This is a genomic window from Alicyclobacillus suci (assembly GCF_017329615.1).
GTDB classification, from domain to species: Bacteria; Bacillota; Bacilli; order Alicyclobacillales; family Alicyclobacillaceae; genus Alicyclobacillus; species Alicyclobacillus suci.
This window is the reverse complement of record NZ_JAFMTW010000029.1, coordinates 1-17794: the sequence shown is the minus strand read 5'-3', so window position 1 is coordinate 17794 and position 17794 is coordinate 1. Positions and strand designations below refer to the sequence as shown.

Genomic DNA, 17794 nt, shown 5'->3' with positions numbered 1-17794 from the left:
CTCCGTGTTCCTGCGAATGGTGCAGATTCCAATCAAAAATCAAAGTTATCCGGGTCTGGCCCCACGCGAAAATCTCGATTTAACGCATCAATCTGCTCCATATCTTCGATGGTCAATTCAAAATCAAAAATGGATGCATTCTCGATAATTCGGTGCGCTTTTGTAGATTTCGGAATGGTGATCACGCCGTGCTGCGATAGTTCAGCCCAAGCCGATTGAGGCTGGCCTCATACGCTGCCAACGTGGATTCAAAGCCCAAATCGGCATTCCAAACCTTCGACGTCACAAAGATGTCTTCTCTTTGCAACCCATTCTCAGAGAGCGCCTCGCGGATGCCCTGTCCAACGCTGTGCTCGTTCCCGTAAATAGCCGCCGTGTCGATACTGCGGTACCCGTATCCCACCGCTGACTGAATTGCTTCAACTAGTTCTCTGCCTTCTTCCACTTTAAACACACCTAGCCCAAACCAAGGCATTTGAACCCCATTGTGTAACGTCACGCGGCTTTGTAGATTCTGTCCCATCATCATATCCTCGTACAGCATCTTTTTTGATACGAAACCAGCCTGATTCACTGGTAAAGTGGTTCCATCTCGGACGCCCCTTGATATCTTCTTTCCAAAGCACGACTCCAACCGGTTAAAAATACAGCCAACAGTATCATCAATGCACCAACCCAAGTCGTATCGGCGAGTCCAACCGAGTTTGTCACCACGCCCCCAAGGAAAGACCCCATCGCGATACCCGCGTTGAAGGCCGCAATGTTGATTGCGGATGCGGTATCCACAGCTTCCGGCACAAGTCGTTTCGCAAGGATGACCACATAATGTTGCAGGCCAGGCACATTCATAAACGCGAACAACCCCATCAGGCACACCATGAGCAGTGCCGGAATTTTAAATGGAAGTGCAAATTTCAAGATAGCTAAAACGACAACCTGCGCGATAAACATGATCAGCAATGCATGAATTGGGTTTCGGTTTGCCACCTTCCCCCCAATTGTGTTCCCGATCGCAATGGCCACACCGTAAATGAGCAGAATGACTGCAATCGCTTGGCTCGAGAAGTGTGTGACTTGCTGCAAAAGAGGAGACAAATACGTAAAGACGACAAATGTGCCCCCATATCCCAGTGCCGTGATGGCAAACACAAGCAATAACGGTCCATGCGCGAACAGCTTGCTTTGCATGCGAATGCTCGTGGAGCCTCCCCTGTGTAAATCGGAAGGGATAAGCAGGCTGTTGGCCACAAACGCGATCACGCCGATGGCAACAATCATGAGAAACGTCAAGCGCCAGCCAAAGTGTTGGCCAATGAAGGTACCGAAGGGCACGCCTGTCACAGTGGCCACAGTGAGTCCAGTGAACATGATGGAAATGGCAGTCGCCCGGCGATTGCTCGGGACGAGATCGGCCGCAATGGTAGACCCAATCGACATGAATACGCCGTGAGAAAATGCAGCGAGCACGCGCCCTACAAGCAGCACATCAATGTTTCCAGCGCTTGCGGCGATGCCGTTTCCAATCATGAAAAATATCATGATGAGAAGGAGAAGAGATTTCTTTGCCATACGCGATGTCAACGAAGTGAGAATTGGTGCACCGAACGTTACGCCAAGCGCGTAGAGTGTCACCGTGAGTCCTGCCGTAGTAATAGAAACGTGTAGGTCTCTCGAAATCAGCGGCAAGAGCCCAACACTGATAAATTCTGTCGTCCCAATTGCAAATGCACTCACTGCCAATGCGATGAGAGCGAGTATACTTTTTCGTCCATCCATATCAATCACCACCCAAAAATCCAACATCTGTGCACAAATGTTTGTTGACTTACCGGTGAAAGCCATTATGATGCCTATATAACCGAAAGAATAGTACGTACTTTGAAGTTATATAGGTACTAAAAAGTTCCCATAAAATCAGGAGGTGGAAGACCATGGATAACCCGAAGAAATACAATATTGGGGTTGAGGCGACCTTGGAGGTAATCGGTGGGAAGTGGAAGTGCGTTATTCTTTGTCACCTTACCCACGGCAAAAAACGCACCAACGAGTTTAAACGACTCATGCCGGGAATTACACAAAAAATGCTCACGCAGCAGTTGCGTGAATTAGAGCAGGATGGCGTCATCAATCGCATCAGTTACAATCAAGTGCCGCCAAAGGTGGAATACGAATTAACCGAGTATGGATGGAGCTTGAAGGGCATCTTGGACATGCTGTGTGCTTGGGGAGAACAACATATCGAGAAAGTCTATGGGGACAAATCAAGTGTATTGACGGACAGCATCCTCAATCAAAAGGCATCGACATGAGAACAGGCCGCCAGCAGAAGCGAAACAAGGGAATCAATCATTCACAAATATCGTGGACACATATCCAGTACGCGCAAAAGACCTGGATTTGTGTCCACTTCTGATGTACTGAAATTAGGATTTCACTCTATCCTACAAGCCACTTAATCGTCATGACATCCACACCCGCAGGCATCCGGGACACCCCTTGCTTCTTGAATGGCTTCGAAGCCCTCTTTGACGACAAAATACACCAAGGCCAACGCGGCAATGCTGTCTATCCACCACCACCCGAGTAGGGCGGTGAGTACGACGCCACCGAGAACAAACCAAGCCATATAGGCACAGACAATACTACAGGCGCCATCTGCCCGAAGCGCCTTGCTCCCTATTGTAGAACCAATGCGCTTCTTTGCACCCGATAAAATCGGCATCAGAATTCCCGAAACAATTGCCAGTCCAATGCCAAGCCCAGACGATTCCGCTCCATGATGCGTCCACCACTCGTGTATCGCGGCTACGACGATGTACACAGCCAACAACCACAGCGCCACGCCAACGACCCACGACGATACCTTTTCCGCGCGCTCCACGCGATACACACTTGCCCCATTCATTTCAATCGTCAGTCTCCACAACAAGACCATCCCTGCGACAAGTTCAATTACACTATCCGCCCCAAACGCGATCAGTGCCAGAGAGTGGGCCGCTACCCCCGCACCAATGGCCACAACTGCTTCGACAATCATCCAAAAGACAGATATCAACTCGATATAGACGCCTTTGCGTACGGATATCGCATGTTGCCGCATCACCACAATTCCTCACCCCCGCGGTGTCTCTTCTGGCGCACAGTAATTCACACAATCTGCAATGCGCTGGGCATTTTCAGCGACTACTTCATCCGCGATATCCAACAGTGTCAATACCTTGCTATCCGCAATTCGGTAATACACATGTCTCCACTCCTGGCGGTTGACGACGAGCCCGCAATCCTTGAGGCAGGCAAGGTGATTAGACACGTTACTCTGGGAAAGGCCTGTTTCCTCACTCAGCGTACTGACTGTCTTTTCTCCTGGGCGAAGCGCCAGCAACAACGCCAAACGCGACGGATCAGCCAATCCCCGAAAAAACTTGGCTCGAATTGTTAAGGAAGCATCTACCGTGTCACGCATCTCTCTGCCACCTCACATCATCATTTCACTAAATCATGATATGATAAAAAAACCTGTTTGCCAATCCAAGGGGAAGCGTCGTATCTGCATCCCCCTCTTCCCAAGACGGATGCCCAATCATAGCCTAGAATAGTACATGGAGGTGATTGGCATGTACGTAGCCCATAACCGATTGCCAATTGTGAGCACGATGTGGGAGTCAGAGCAACACTTTCAAGACTGGATTCAAAGCCCACACTTTGCAGCCGCGCATGGTGGTCGAGGCCATACGGCGGGCCAAGCACAAGTCGCAACGTACGAGGTTATCTACAACGCCTGATCCACACCAAGCATAGAAGCAAGTCATCCAAGGTATGTGATACGCTTAACCCAAGGAGGAATGCATGCGGTGAACCAAAGCACAAATCATCAAGCGTTCGCTGTTGTCTTCCGCCGAGTCGCGCTCATTGTGCTTGCTGTCTGTGCTATGTGGCAACCCATGACGCGCGGGAGTGAAGTCATTCAATTCGCTTCCATCGGGGAATGTGTCATCTCGTGCATTGCCATCCTCGTCATGATGTCGTACCGCCTGTCTGAGTCTCTACGAACAAGCATCGGAATTGGCGTCGTGATCGTGCATGTCTTGATATCCATCTTCATCCAACGCGACGTCACAGGCACTGGCATGCTGTTCTTTATCGTTGGCATTGCCGGTTCACGACTCAATGCCCCATATACTTGGTGGACAGCCGCTGTCGCAATGGTGGGCTTTCTCACCTTGCTCGTCTTCATCAAGCCGTTCGGCAATATGAGCATCGCCTACATCGGATACACAATGGGATTTCTTGCGACTTTCATAGCCACGCGCAATGGACACCTGCGCCGCCAAGCTCGGGCTGCTCAAGAACAATATTTCCTCCGTCTCGAACGCGCCCACAAAGCCCTGCAAGCTGCGCATCGAGATTTACAGGAGGTATCCATCGGATCGATGCAATTAGCTGTCGTGCAGGAGCGAAACCGGATTGCACGCGACATTCACGACAGCGTGGGACACGCCTTAACCTCGCTCGTCGTGCAACTGCAAGCCCTACAATACCGCGTTCGCCAGGATGTCGACGGCGCGGAGCAACAAATTAAAGATCTCATAACCGTCGCGCGACACAGCTTGGAAGAGGTCCGCCAATCCGTCCGAGAGGTCGCAGATGCTTCCCCCATCACCGGGATGCAAGCGATATCCGCGCTGGTCGACAGCGTCAAAGCGAACAGTGGATTGTCTATTACCTTTCATGCATCTGCGGAATTAGATGACTTGCCCTTGGAAACCGGCGTGATCGTATACCGAGTGCTTCAAGAGGCACTCACGAACGTCGTCCGGCACAGCGGTGCACAACAGGTCAAAATCCGAATTGAGCGCATGGAACAATCAAATCAAACCTATATTCGTCTGCACGTCACAGACGATGGTCAAATGAAACCGGGATTCCCACTTCAAGAGGGTTTTGGTATGCACGGTATGCGATCCCGCTGCGAAGATCACGGCGGCACCTTCAACTGGTCCGCAGTTTATCCCCATGGCCTGGAAATCGAAGCCATACTGCCGTGGAGCAAACCAATAGATGAGGAGAATCAAATATGAAAGATGACTCGAACCAGCGAATTGGGGTTCTAATCGTTGATGATCAGCGCCTGATTCGTGAAGGGCTGCACTACCTCATCGACGCCCAACCGGATATGCAGGTTACAGGTGAGGCCGACAACGGCGATGCGGCCGTGCGTGAGGCACTTCAGACCCGCCCCGATGTCATCTTGATGGATGTGCAAATGCCCGGTACCGACGGGCTAACGGCGACACGGCGGATTATCGAGGCGATACCAGATACAAAGATTCTCTTATTGACCACATTTGACGTAGTCGAATACGTATACGACGGCATTCGCGCAGGCGCTGTCGGTTACCTGTTAAAAGACGCGGATGCAGCCGAACTGATGGACAGTATTCGGGCGGTCTATCGCGGTGAAGCACTCTACCGTACAGCCGCTGCAGGAGAGGCATTAGCCCGGGCAATCAAAAATCAGACAGAGATCAAAACGACAGTTGCACAGGCACCAGCATCTCAACCGAACCAGAGCAAAGCGCTCGACAACCCATCTGCAGCCGATGAGTTGACAGAACGAGAATTGGAAGTACTTCAGGAAATGGCCTGGGGACTGCGCAACGACGAAATCGCCCGCAAATTACATATCTCGGAGGGCACAGTGAAAACACACGTGCACCGGATTCTCCAGAAATTTGAGGTGGATGACCGAACGCAAGCAGTCGTCTTCGCACTGCGCCGCGGTATCGTACAATAGGGCTCGGCTGTATGGCGAACGTCACCAGATAGATCACGGCGCATCTATCTACAGATATACGGCCCTATCCATCCACGCATCAAGTTATATCTTCGTGTAGACGCCGTGCGCTTGTTCGCGCTGTATCCTGTTTACGAATAACAGGATAAAGGAGCGATAAAATTGCCCATGGCGAAGGACATTATTCTTGGCATCGTCATCCTCGCAATCATTGTACAGAGACAGCTGGTACCACGGCCCCTGAGCGGTCGGTTATTAATATTACCCTTGTTATTTTCCGCCTACGCATTCTATGAAGCTGCCGGTAATTCAACGGTTCAACTCGCCGGATGGGTTTCACTCATCTTGACGCTCCTTCTCAGTCTCATCGTCGGCTTCATTCGGGGACATATGACACGCGTATATAAGGAAAATGGGCAGTGGATGGTCGCTGGCTCCTGGAAGGCCCTCTTATTCTGGCTGCTCTCCATTCCAATTCGATACGGCCTGCGCTTCCTACTCGTTCCACTGTTGGGTGCCGGCGCAGCCTTTCACGGCCAATCGAGCTCATTGCCCTATCTGTTTTCCATTTCCGGGCTTCTACTCGGGCGTGCCTGCATGCTCGCACTACGCCACCCAGAGGCCGTCCGAGAAGCTCGCCAAGCACACCTCGCAACCCGAGCGGCACGCAGGAGCCACCGTGACTAATCGGTGCTCCTGCGGCACAGCCCGCGTTTCTGTTGGCTAAAATTCCGATGCGGATGCGCGCATTTCCTCAATCCTCCCGTTTTTTACCTGCTGTTCTACCCAGGCCTGTGCAGCTTGCAAAACGGAATCATGATCCATCGTTTGCCGCGGATTTCCCTGTTGACTCCGAATCATCTCCTCGGTGACTTGTGCATCCGACATGTAAATTGGATGATCCGGGTGCAAGCCAAATCCCTCGATGGGTAAACCTGTGGCCATCACACGTTCTTGCCACGTTGAAATGCTTACTTCTACACCTTTCATAACAGGAAAGGTTTGTGGAGAACCATCCGATCCACCAGTAACACTTCCAAAAGTGGACACATTCGACGCAGATTTCATAAAAACCGTGAAATTTTCCGCAGCCGAGACATTCCACCCGTCCGTCAGAAGGGCAACTGGAATGTTGAGTTTCGGAGCGAGTGGAGAAATTTGTGTAACGCCCCATTTTGTAAAGCCTGCGGACGCCTGCGTTTCGGACGCTTTTAAAGCGATACGCTGAGTTCCATCTGTCAATTGTGAAGGCAACTGAACATACTCGCTGGTTCGGAAACGCACTTCGGTTGGCCTTTCTATACCACTGTACAAATGCCGAGCAAACCAAAGAGCCGGCCACATGTCCCCACCACTATTGCCTCTAATATCTATAACCATCCCCTTTGAATGCAAAGCGAGCTGCAATACATGTTGAAACTCACTTGCGAGCGCCTCACCCCCCTGCGTGTTATCCGGTGGCTCCATCGCTGGAATATAAACGTATAGAATATCATTTCCTAAATAAGCTACGCGAAATGAAAGATCCCCTTTTGCGATTGGATCCCCATAGGTAGCACCGGGTCGAACTGCCCAAGCGCTTTTCGCGATATGTTTCAGTCCGGCCACCGCAGATCCGTTTAACGGATACACCGGAACTGTCGCCGTACGCGTTTGATGGCTTGAAGGAAGCCTAAAACTCAATTGCTCCGGATGATTCGAATCCGTCATCAGGGCCTCTTGTCCCGCGCCCTCTATGTATCCGCTACTGAAATCAGGCCGACTTAACCGCGTCGACACGGCGGCTCCATCGACACTTGTCACAACACTACCAACTGGCACTTTCGAAGAATCATAAGACCACATCACAACAACCTGCCCATTGCACCAAGCGGTTAGGATAAGTGGTGTATAGGTCGTAGGCGACGGGGCACCTATCAAGTAACAATGCGAGTCGTCTAAGTCATGAATCATTGTGTTAACAACTGAAAAAAATTGAGGCCATGTGCCCGCGTCAATTGCCTTTGACTCATACTTTATCCTTTCTGTTGACCAGTCGACGCCTTTCATCTCAAAGTTCGGATAATTCTCATTGAACAAATTCCATATTTCCGTAAAGACCTGTTTCTTGTCTGTAGTTGTTGGGATGCCTGTAGGGGATAAAGAAGCAAGGTTTATGGGGACATTACCTGAGTTCACTGGTGACGTTGCATTTGCGTTAGCTCTGTCGGTAACATGTCCTGTACCCATCCCAGAGTATCTCTGACTCGCCGCAGAGCAACCACCCACAGCACCTGCCGACAAAACGATAGATGCGACGACCAACAGATGGTTCCGAATACGCAAGTCTCTCCCCCCACTGAAGCGGCATTTTCTCTCCAGTTATTGAAACTTTCTCATCACAACAATGCTGTAAACTTTCCATAAGAAAAGCTCTATCGATTCTCACAGCCCAGTCACTAGACCGCCTCACCATTATTCATCCTTAAATAGCTCACGAAGCATATTATCTGGAGCATTGAGAAATTGCTTTGTAATGATGTAATGAGGCGTCTCTCGATATGAGATGGGTTCAATTGAACCGCTATCGAAGCTCATGAGCGTCGCGCCTGGATACCCCAGAAGAATCGGTGAATGCGTAGCGATGATGAATTGGGATCGACCAGACATTTCGTGATCGTGAAGGATACGCAGCAAAGCAAGTTGACGTGCAGGGGAAAGAGCTGCCTCTGGTTCATCAAGCAGATACAGGGCAGGTCTACGGTTTGACAAGCGACCCTTAAAAAGATTCAGGAACGACTCTCCATGGGATTGTTCATGCAAGGACCTCCCACCGTAAAAATAGTAAGGATTATAGGATGATTCCTTTGCTGCAGCGTCAATGTAACTAGCAAAGTTAAAAAAGCTTTCTGCCCTAAAAAAGAACCCTTCCGTCACCTTCGGCATCCAGCTGAGCCTGATGTGCTCGTATAGACTCGATTCTGTTGTGACCGTCACGAATTGATTATCTCTCGATCCGCCCTCAGGATTAAACCCGTCCTGTATAGCGATCTCCTCTTCTCAAGAAGAATGGTTGTATCGCCTTTTTCCGTACGTGTGCCGACAATATTAAATCCATTGCGTATGTTGAGTATGAGCATATCGCGCCAAGTGTTACGTGTCTGCGTACGAATCACATGTAACCCCTGTTTCTCACACCAAACATGTTGTCTACGCATCAATTCGTTTGCTATGCCCCGACCTCTAAACTCTGGATGAACCCCTCCAAGCCAACTGTAAAATCGCGCCCCAATCCTCGATTTCAATGTTGATATGTCATTTACAAGCCCAAAAGGTATCATTATACATTTCTTAAAATAGGTATGAACTCCTCCTGCCCGTCACCGTAATATTTCAAGTTAGACCGCATCAGCGATTGACCACACAAAAAGCAGGTCCCACTTCAGGGGGACCTGCACCACAACCTCCGTTAACTTCCGATGGCTTACCCGATTTTTGCATGGCAAAGCTGCCACTTTAGACAATCCATCACATCAATTGCCACATGGCAATGAAATGCTTCGCTCAGAGGAGCATACCGCCGGACGCCTCAATGCGTTGTCCATTTACCCAACCCATTTCGTCGGTGCACAAAGACGCGACCACGCCACCGATGTCGTCGGGCTCCCCAACTCTGCCTAGTGCTATTTGCGATCCGATAAACCGATTCAAATCCGGATTGTCCCTGACCGCACCATCTTGAAAGTCCGTAGCAATCGCACCAGGCGCAATTGCATTGACCCGAATGCCCCTGCTACCCCACTCTTTGGCCATATACCTCGTCAGGACTTCGATGGCGCCTTTCATAGCCGCATAAGCGCCATACCCCGCCAACGTAAACCTCGCTAAACCAGTCGAAACGTTGATGACTCTTCCGTTGTCCGCAATGCGAGGAAGCAACTTTTGTGTCAAGAAAAACACGCCCTTTAAATGCACATTCATCAGGCTGTCGAATTGCTCCTCCGTAGTCTCCGCAAGCGAACTGTGTATTCCAAATCCCGCATTGTTAATCAGTGCGTAAATCTGTTCTGTATTCCACTTTTCTTTCAGCACATCGGTCAATCGCAAGATGAATGCATCAAAAGAGGCAACGTCACCCGCATCAAATTGCAGCGCCGCAGCTTTTTGGCCGTTCCCCTCAATTTCCTTAACCACGGATTCAGCTTCATCTTTTCGTGAGTGGTAAGTGACAATCACGTCAAAGCCTTTTTTAGACAGGGCAATAGCCGAATTCCTACCGAGCCCACGGCTGCCGCCAGTTACCAACGCAATTTTTTGTGCTTGTTCCATCGTCATATTCTCCCCTTCACCAATCATCAGCCACTTGCTAACTCGAAAGCTGTGGTCTATGGTTAGAGTAGTACTTCGAGTTAACTCTAAGTCAAGTGGGGGAGCAAAATGAATTATTCCATTCATGAGGTCGCTGAAAAATTCGGACTGTCTGCACACACGCTGCGTTATTACGACAAAGAAGGGCTGTTGCCGTTTATCTCAAGAAACAAGTCAGGGAATCGGACGTTCACCGAGTTAGATCTGAACTGGTTAGCCATGATCTGTTGCCTCAAAAACACTGGAATGCCCATAAAAGACATCAAACAGTACAGTGCTTGGTGTAAACAAGGCATCGAAACAATCGACGAGCGAAAGGAACTGCTTCAAGAACACCGCAAGCAAGTTGTGAAGCAAATTGAAGAGTTACAGAAAAACCTTGAGCTTATCGACTCAAAAATTGCTACCTACGAAAATCCGGAACTAGCCCGTCAATTAGATGAGCAACTGGAAAGGGCCAGAAGCACGGTTTGATGTTTAGGGGTGAGATCCACACGCACCCTAAATTTCAACATCAAACTCGGAGACATAAACGCCTGTTCCCGCAATTTCTATATCCGTGCCATCGGAGATTCAGCTACAATTCTGCGCATCCGTGACTTGACCGCCTCGAAGTTTGAGACGGCCCGTTTTTTTATGAAAAAGTGCTTGATAAATCGCTTGAAAGCCGAAAAACCATAATCCGCTCTCCCGTACGCGTGCTAATATCGGTGTGAAAGCTCACCACCTCAAAACCAGTAATGTTAAGAATCATGTCCTTTAAATCCTCAACACCTGATTCCACCAAACTGGTTCTAATGTTTTTTATCGACATCAACCCCTCCTTATCCTTACAAAGAGAATATTCCGCAGGCGTTAAGACACCGCGTAAAGTGACAATGATCATATCCCGTAAAATATCCGATTTCACCTGAAGAGACCCACGCCCAAGATAATCTTTCTCCCATTGCGTTAAAGCTCTGCTGATTTCGGACTCAATTGTACCTTTTGATTTCGTCATAAACTCCCTACCTTGTGCGCTCATAGTTGGGCCAAATCACCCATCGTCCTGCCGGGTTAACGACCGCCAGCCGGATCCACCCATTTTGAACTTTTTGTCGGAACGCAGCATCATGCTCCATCAGTCGATCCACATATTCATTCGGCGCTTCAATAACCACCAATAACCGTAAGGGAGCATGGTAAAACTCTTCGTCAGATTTCATAACGGATTGCCAAGGAAGCCCAAACAATAAATCACTTGCGTTCCCCTGCATCACACCCACCCCCGCTGTCACGGTCTGTGTGGCTTTGTTTCCACTTCCGAAATAGTGGGGTGCAACGGTCGACGCATAATACTGTAGGTTTATCCATTGCGCCACTGTCGCCGGTCCAGCGATAATATTCGAGAGCAGAGCACCGTCATAATCATCTTGCCAGTGATAAGTGTGCAAGAAGACTCTCCCGTCCAAATTACACTCCCTCGTGAGTCGGCGAGTGCCAATCACAAATGCGGCGTTGCGCGCGAGTCCCCATTCCGGGCGTATCTCACTCCAATCTTCCGCTAAACGTTGTACTTCTTGCTTCGGTTTTTTTACGTGAACACCGTGATGAGGCAATTGCGCTAATTGCTCTGCGTTGACGTGTGCACTGACCTCTGGCAATGCCGCCCGAATTCGATCAAACGCTTCTTGTGCCGCCTCCGAAAGTTTAGGGACGTACAGCCAGCGCAGTTCATTGGTCGTCGTGATATGCTCAGCGGCTACAAATATCGTATCTTCTGGAATAACGATGCCCTCATGTTCAAGGGCTTCCCGCACTCGTGCCTGGTTACACAGGGTTGCCAATACGCGCGCATTGAAAGCACCTGACGCCCCGCCACAAGCGCCGCAGTCTAACGAAGCGGCATACGGGTTGTTCGTGCTTTGACTACCATGCCCACAAATAACGACTAATGGGGCAAAGTTCTCAGTCAAACCCATCATTTTGAGTGCCTGCCGTACATAATATACTTTCTGCTCTTCAGAAAAACCAACCGGTAATCCCGATTCCATGCGCTCGAAGTCAAGCGAAAGTCCCGTAGAAGGTTTTCGCAACCATTCCTGTCCCAGCTTCCCAAGGGCACGACCGGCCCGACGCGGGAAAAAGCTACGGGCCAACATCTGCATACTAAGCCACGGACCGCTAACCTCTGGCAACAGTAAGCTCGTCAAGAGGTTTTGCTTCATCGTTTGAAACGTTTGCTTCACAGAATTTACGGCTCGTAGGCGTTGTTGATATGACTCAAAATCGCCCTGAGAGGCAACTTCCTTGATTTGATATTGCGGTTTAAGTATCGCCGGTAAGGATGCGTGACTGTGTTTATGGCCAAGTTCACACGTCTCAATTGGTAACCCGAAAAAACCGGCAACACCAAACGTCTCAAAAGGCCCTGCTTTTTCAAAGGCACGACGAAAGGGCTCTGAACGTGTATCAATACAAAAGGCCAATTGAGCTAAAACAGACTGTTGTTCATGGGCTATCGACCGTTTCGAGAGAATCATTTCTTGTAATCGTTCTTCGTAGGTTTCTTCCCATGCCTCCAGCCAAAGCTGACGACGAACCAAATCGTCAAAACGATAGGCAAGCGTCAGGCGCGCTTTTTGCTCCGCAGCGGATAATTGCAGCCAAGATTCAACCCGAAAATCCCCCCAATGCGCCCACGCGGCAATCAATCGAGTCAGCAATGCTTGCTCTTCGGATTGTTGTTCCGGTAAAGGCAGGAAAGATTCCATCAACGCCCATTCCATAGAAATTCGGACAGCCAAATACTCTGTTAGCGTTTGTTGCGAGTGCCACAACATCATTCCCGCCCAACCGGGCAAAGACAGTAAATGCGCCTCGAGGTATTCCTGAACTTGAGACGGAGGAATATGTAGGGCTGCTAATGCTTCCCTTAACGCATCAGTCGCCTCTGACGGCCAACCTTTCAGGAGCTGACGTTGTGAGCGGTTCAGTGCGGGATCGTATTGTACAAGACGGTGCCACGCCTGATAGAAACCTTCCGAGCGGTTTGGCAGTGACCAAGCAGCGTGGGATCCACCAATGTACAATTTGCACCACTTAATCAAATGGCGATTCAGATCATGCTCCACCTCTACACCACGCTGCTGCTGCAAACGAAAACTCAATGTTTGTAGCGAGCGACGCTTCATCTCAGGCAACCCGAGATGATTCAATTTCGTTGCGAGACGCTTTACACGTGCTTCTGCCAATAACTTGGCAGGCAGGTCATCCAACTGAAGCGCAGCACGACAGAACCGTTCCGCAACATCGCGCGGCAATTTTAGAGCTTGTGTATCAAGCCAACGTTGTAACCCTTTATCGAGAAACTTCGAATCAATTTCACCTTGATTCTTCGCCTTTAGCAGTAACGAGGCGCTCGGATACATATCTACGTCACGAATCTCTTTGAGCCACCGTGCAACTTGCTCAAACGACTGTGCTTCAAGCCCTGCCCAAGGACTACGCGCCACGAAAGATTCAATCGGCCCCAGCGGCACGATGACCCGACTGGCAGAACGCACTACATCATCTATGTCATCGGTGAAACTATCATGAAAAACATCCGATGCTGACATTTGCTGCTGTAATGTTAATGTTCCATCCAACGCGCTTTACCTCCTTGAGTACAGCCTAGTTGCAAGATACTTTGGATGGCTTTCGACCGAGTCGCGATGAGGCTCGCCCAATCGTACCAGCCAAAGATATACTACGGAGAAGAACGTAGAAGATGGATGGCGCGACAACCACGCACCTATCACACTGCTGGTCAAAAGAACGAATAAAACCAAACAGACAGCGAATGGATGCGGTTGGATTGCTTGGGGAACGGTGCCGTGCAACAGAACATAGAAGATGGCAAGAATCAGGCCAAACACGATTAACGATCCCGCCAACAGAACGATTCCCACCGTACGCCCAATACGCCCTAGCCCCAAGGTCACGAGGTGTGACCACGCAAACGCCACAGACCATCCCAGGAGTAAAGCGCTAATCATATCAAAACCTCTACCTTCGACCATTCGCCAAAAACCAATCCCCACAAAAAGACCTAAAACCGGCCCTGCAAACCTCAATAAAAGTGATGGTTTTGGCGTTGTCGTCGCATCCGCTGGCTCATTGTGATGTACCGCAGATCCGGCTTGTAAGAAAAGAGCAGACTTGAATAGGCCATGTAACACCGCGTGAATAATGGCTGCTAAATAGGCTCCTAAGGCGCATTGAATCAACATGAACCCCATCTGCGCAATTGTTGAACCCACTAACTGGCGCTTGTAATCCACTTGAACCAAAATCGTTCCGGTCCCAAGCAATACCGAGATACTGGCGATTACAATCAAAAGGATTTGAGCCAAATCGCCGGTAAAAACGGGCGCGAACCGCGTCAAGATAATTCCACCCGCGTTGACGACACCCGCATGCATGACGGCTGACACAGGCGTCGGTGCGACGACCGAGTCCAACAACCAGCGCTGAAAAGGGTATTGTGCAGCTAGAATTGCCACTGCAATCACCAATAACAGGGGTATGCCTACCCTCTCCCATGAACCAAGTTGTGCGATGTTGCCTTTGACAAGCGCAAGTGAGAACTGCCAGTGTCCCGTAACCAGGGCAAGCCAGGTCATCGCGATGGCCAAAACCATCCAACTCAGTACAAATAGTCGGCCAGTACGCACAGCCGCAGTTCGCGCAATTCGCCACTCCCGATTCAACCCGATAAGCATTGTCAGCCCAAGGAGCGTAGCCCCCCAACAGACAAGCAAAAGGCGGAGATCATTGCTTAACCAAGCAAGCGAAGCGGAACACGTCGTGAGTGTCAACAAAGTAAAATATCCTCGATAATTTCGATCCCCAAGCAATTGGCGGATCGAATAGCGCTGTACGACTGAACCGATTGTAAGGACGAATAACGTTGTCAACCAAGCTAAGGGATCAAGGTGCCAAGGACCAAAGATCCGATTCGTACTTGTCGTCACAAGATTCAGTAGTGCAATCAGCGGTGGCAGCACGCTAATACCAACGTGAATTCGAACAAAGCCCAAGGAAACACGTGGATGCAATATGACAGCTGCGCTGAACATCAAAATCGTAAGAGATAAGAAAAATGCTGTGACGAGCATCCCGCACCTCCTGTCAACCGGATAAAACCGACATCAAATTCATTTTTTCAACAAAAAAACCGACAACCTCAAAATGCACGGCCCTTTCGCAACCGTTGCATTTCGAAAATTGTCGGTTTACTGTCAACTAACCCAAAATGGTTTTTTGAAAGTCTACCTAGATGGATTTCATTTATTCAATTTGAATCGTGCCTTCAACATCCTACCCGTAAACAAACACTCCGTCAAGTTCGAATGTAGGCCTCCATCCGGATTCAGTGAATTGAATTGGAGCACTCACAATTTTCGCACCATCATTTTTCTATACCAATGTGTCCATGCAATTGCTACCCCAATCGTCCCGTACGACATACACGGAGAGACAATCAAAAATTCCGTCGGGGAAATGGCGTATACAAGAATAGCTTCAAGCAGTGCCCCACCCAGCAACGCACCTCCCCATACGATTGTTAGTATCCGCAATCTGCGTCGGAAATCGTAATGATTCCACAAAGAAGAAAAATGGTTACGCCCTTCTTCGGATGAATTAAATCGAATCGCAAAGTAGTACATCAACGGCCTTGGGCACAACAGGGACACCAAGAACGTCAGTCCAAGCACTCCTGTGACAAACGCTCCACGCAATAACAGCAACTGTTCACTACCGTGCATAAGCAATATACCTAACTCCAGTAAAAAACCGAACATGGCAAATATGGCTAAGATGTCTACTTGGCGTTGGTTTACAACAGTCCACACGTTGTAAAGTATGGGTATGGCAGTGGCAATCGCCAGTGCCGGTATATTTGATAACTGGTGCTTTAATATTGTATATAAAATTAGTGGGATGATACCATTGAGAAATAGCGTCCATACAACCCCACGCATCCATTTCGCAGATACCCTCTGATTCACATGAAACATCCTTCCCATTATAAGACGTCAGTGATTCCTTCGAGCTTGCAGAAAGTGCCGCATTTGAAGGAACCCACATTTCTCATAATGCGAAGATACATGAAGGAAGGGTACGTACGCGTCTACACAGCGATGGAGACTTGGCGGCGAATGGTGTAAGGAAAAATCTATCCGTGGATAGACGACCGAATAACTTGCATTGTCAACGCAGCAAACTCGTCTCCGTTCGATAAGCAGCACTGACATGTGAAACTATTCTCAGGAAGAAGCATAAGTGCGTCCTACACCCATGTTCCATGACACGGATTACCTCCCTGCCACAGTCTTCCACGTGAAGGCAATGGACTGTTGCTGTTGATTTGTCACAACATCTGTGAATTGCAGTGGCTTAGTCGTAAGCAAAATCGGTGCATCCGTCAGTCTCCTGAATAAAATGTCATGGACGACCCGGCTGCTGTCGGCTCCATTTCGGGTATCTGTCGCGACACCCACCATCGTTGATGGGGCACCGGCTCCCCACCAATTTACACCGGGCACTGAGAACTCATAAAAATAAAAATGACCGCTAGGTACGAGTCGCCACATTGCACCCAACTGTTTCTTAACGTCTGCTGAAGAAATCTGCTTCCATGTCGTGTTACTAGTCCAGTCTGTATAATCAACCTTTGTGGATTTCGCTCCAACATATACTTTCCATTGAAATTCTGTACTGCTATCCGTCAGATACTTACTAAAATTAACCTGCCATGTGCCCGGTTGATGCGAATCATACTTTGTCCATTGAACATTGTAATTTTGCCCGCATCCAGACAAGACCAACGTCCCCACACACAGCGCCACAAGCCATTTTTTTCCGTTAAAAACCACAACAGTATCTCCTAGAATCACATATTGGTGTTGCTAAGTATCCTGAATACCGCTGTTACCCCATGAACCAATTTAGAATCACCGTCTTATAAATATTTCCACACGCACATCCCCATTCCTTGTATTCGATCGGACATGAAGATAAAGGAAACCACGGTAAGGAACATCCGTATTGTAAAGCGGATTACCGGAAGTCGGCGTGTTTCAGATTCATCGATTTTATCGATGTACAAATCAAATTTTTGACTGATGAAGGATTTTTATGTACACACATATAGATGAGCGTTTTGCAGATTTATAAAGCCTTGTATGACAAGGGTTAACAGCGCATTAAAAAAGGACTTCACCCCAAAAATCGAGAAGATTTCAAGTGACCAAACTAGAAATACTCGAGGAGGGAAGTCCACTTGTATCTTCTCCAAAAGTCTCTGTTTTCCTTTGAATCCTGGTTAGAAATTGAGTCCAGTAAGCGTTTGGAGCTATTCTTCTCGGCATTAGATCTTCAACTGTACGCTGTGAAGTTGGAAAGTTCGTCACCCCAGGGTTCGAAACCTATCAATCGTTAGGCAATCTTGCGGGCTTTGTTAGCAGCACCATTAGAAGGCATCTCTACCTTTACCCGACTGCATGAGCGGCTCGTGAATGACCTGCGATTCCGTTACCAATGCGGGTTTCGCCTGGATAAACGAGTTCCCTCTATCTCAACACTCAGTCGAGTCTTTGCAACCATTACAGAAAAGGGTCTTGCCAA

General features: G+C 49.0%; 17 protein-coding genes and 2 pseudogenes. 7 read left to right on the top strand and 12 right to left on the bottom strand.

Annotated elements, in window-relative coordinates; all coding sequences use genetic code 11:
* Positions 1-32 precede the first annotated feature (32 nt).
* A pseudogene (locus J3482_RS13570) lies at positions 33-523 on the bottom strand (aldo/keto reductase).
* A gap of 47 nt (positions 524-570) precedes the next feature.
* Positions 571-1776, bottom strand: a complete 1206-nt coding sequence (locus J3482_RS13565) for an MFS transporter (protein WP_021295156.1) — start codon at positions 1774-1776, stop codon at positions 571-573.
* A 155-nt stretch (positions 1777-1931) separates the two neighbouring features.
* On the opposite strand from J3482_RS13565, the gene J3482_RS13560 reads away from it, so the two are divergent.
* The gene (locus J3482_RS13560) at positions 1932-2309 is read left to right on the top strand and encodes a winged helix-turn-helix transcriptional regulator (protein ID WP_021295155.1); all 378 of its coding nucleotides are present in this window, start codon (positions 1932-1934) and stop codon (positions 2307-2309) included.
* 143 nt (positions 2310-2452) lie between these two features.
* Here the strand turns inward: J3482_RS13560 and J3482_RS13555 are convergent, their stop codons facing one another.
* Complete coding sequence (locus tag J3482_RS13555) at positions 2453-3100, bottom strand: cation diffusion facilitator family transporter (RefSeq protein WP_031217868.1); 648 nt, start codon at positions 3098-3100, stop codon at positions 2453-2455.
* 12 nt (positions 3101-3112) lie between these two features.
* Complete coding sequence (locus tag J3482_RS13550; RefSeq protein WP_021295153.1) at positions 3113-3463, bottom strand: ArsR/SmtB family transcription factor; 351 nt, start codon at positions 3461-3463, stop codon at positions 3113-3115.
* A gap of 151 nt (positions 3464-3614) precedes the next feature.
* Between J3482_RS13550 and J3482_RS13545 the strand changes: the two genes are divergently transcribed.
* The 4 genes from J3482_RS13545 (at position 3615) to J3482_RS13530 (ending at position 6481) form a co-directional block, all read left to right on the top strand.
* Complete coding sequence (locus tag J3482_RS13545) at positions 3615-3782, top strand: antibiotic biosynthesis monooxygenase family protein (protein ID WP_021295152.1); 168 nt, start codon at positions 3615-3617, stop codon at positions 3780-3782.
* A 69-nt stretch (positions 3783-3851) separates the two neighbouring features.
* On the top strand, positions 3852-5078 hold the full coding sequence (locus J3482_RS21590) for a sensor histidine kinase (protein ID WP_021295151.1): 1227 nt from the start codon (positions 3852-3854) through the stop codon (positions 5076-5078).
* Positions 5075-5794: a response regulator transcription factor gene (locus J3482_RS13535; RefSeq protein WP_021295150.1), complete on the top strand. Its 720-nt coding sequence runs from the start codon at positions 5075-5077 to the stop codon at positions 5792-5794. The genes J3482_RS21590 and J3482_RS13535 overlap by 4 nt, the downstream gene beginning before the upstream one ends.
* A gap of 168 nt (positions 5795-5962) precedes the next feature.
* The gene (locus J3482_RS13530) at positions 5963-6481 is read left to right on the top strand and encodes a hypothetical protein (protein WP_152498713.1); all 519 of its coding nucleotides are present in this window, start codon (positions 5963-5965) and stop codon (positions 6479-6481) included.
* A 36-nt stretch (positions 6482-6517) separates the two neighbouring features.
* Here the strand turns inward: J3482_RS13530 and J3482_RS13525 are convergent, their stop codons facing one another.
* The 3 genes from J3482_RS13525 to J3482_RS13515 form a co-directional block, all read right to left on the bottom strand.
* A complete protein-coding gene (locus tag J3482_RS13525) occupies positions 6518-8119 on the bottom strand; it encodes a S41 family peptidase (protein WP_081653941.1) in 1602 nt (533 codons plus the stop codon).
* A gap of 129 nt (positions 8120-8248) precedes the next feature.
* Positions 8249-8710: an AAA family ATPase gene (locus tag J3482_RS13520; RefSeq protein ID WP_236613818.1), complete on the bottom strand. Its 462-nt coding sequence runs from the start codon at positions 8708-8710 to the stop codon at positions 8249-8251.
* Between the two features lie 627 nt (positions 8711-9337).
* Positions 9338-10102 carry an SDR family NAD(P)-dependent oxidoreductase gene (locus tag J3482_RS13515; RefSeq protein WP_021295145.1) on the bottom strand — a complete coding sequence of 255 codons (765 nt, stop codon included), beginning with the start codon at positions 10100-10102 and terminating at the stop codon, positions 9338-9340.
* Between the two features lie 108 nt (positions 10103-10210).
* Here J3482_RS13515 and J3482_RS13510 point away from each other — a divergent pair, with 108 nt between their 5' ends.
* On the top strand, positions 10211-10615 hold the full coding sequence (locus J3482_RS13510; RefSeq protein WP_021295144.1) for a MerR family transcriptional regulator: 405 nt from the start codon (positions 10211-10213) through the stop codon (positions 10613-10615).
* 160 nt (positions 10616-10775) lie between these two features.
* Here the strand turns inward: J3482_RS13510 and J3482_RS13505 are convergent, their stop codons facing one another.
* The 5 genes from J3482_RS13505 to J3482_RS13485 all read right to left on the bottom strand — a co-directional run bounded on the left by J3482_RS13505 (position 10776) and on the right by J3482_RS13485 (position 17043).
* Positions 10776-11141 (bottom strand): Na-translocating system protein MpsC family protein, encoded by a 366-nt coding sequence (locus J3482_RS13505; protein ID WP_021295143.1) that lies wholly within the window; start codon positions 11139-11141, stop codon positions 10776-10778.
* A gap of 7 nt (positions 11142-11148) precedes the next feature.
* Entirely contained in the window at positions 11149-13740 is a 2592-nt protein-coding gene (locus J3482_RS13500; protein ID WP_206918230.1) for a DUF2309 domain-containing protein, read from the bottom strand.
* Between the two features lie 36 nt (positions 13741-13776).
* On the bottom strand, positions 13777-15282 hold the full coding sequence (locus J3482_RS13495) for an NADH dehydrogenase subunit 5 (RefSeq protein WP_021295141.1): 1506 nt from the start codon (positions 15280-15282) through the stop codon (positions 13777-13779).
* Positions 15283-15558: 276 nt separating this feature from the next.
* Positions 15559-16176 carry a VC0807 family protein gene (locus J3482_RS13490; RefSeq protein WP_146824412.1) on the bottom strand — a complete coding sequence of 206 codons (618 nt, stop codon included), beginning with the start codon at positions 16174-16176 and terminating at the stop codon, positions 15559-15561.
* Positions 16177-16482: 306 nt separating this feature from the next.
* Positions 16483-17043 (bottom strand): hypothetical protein, encoded by a 561-nt coding sequence (locus J3482_RS13485; RefSeq protein ID WP_146824411.1) that lies wholly within the window; start codon positions 17041-17043, stop codon positions 16483-16485.
* A gap of 407 nt (positions 17044-17450) precedes the next feature.
* Here J3482_RS13485 and J3482_RS13480 point away from each other — a divergent pair.
* Positions 17451-17794 (top strand): annotated as a pseudogene (locus J3482_RS13480) (transposase family protein); the annotation flags it as partial.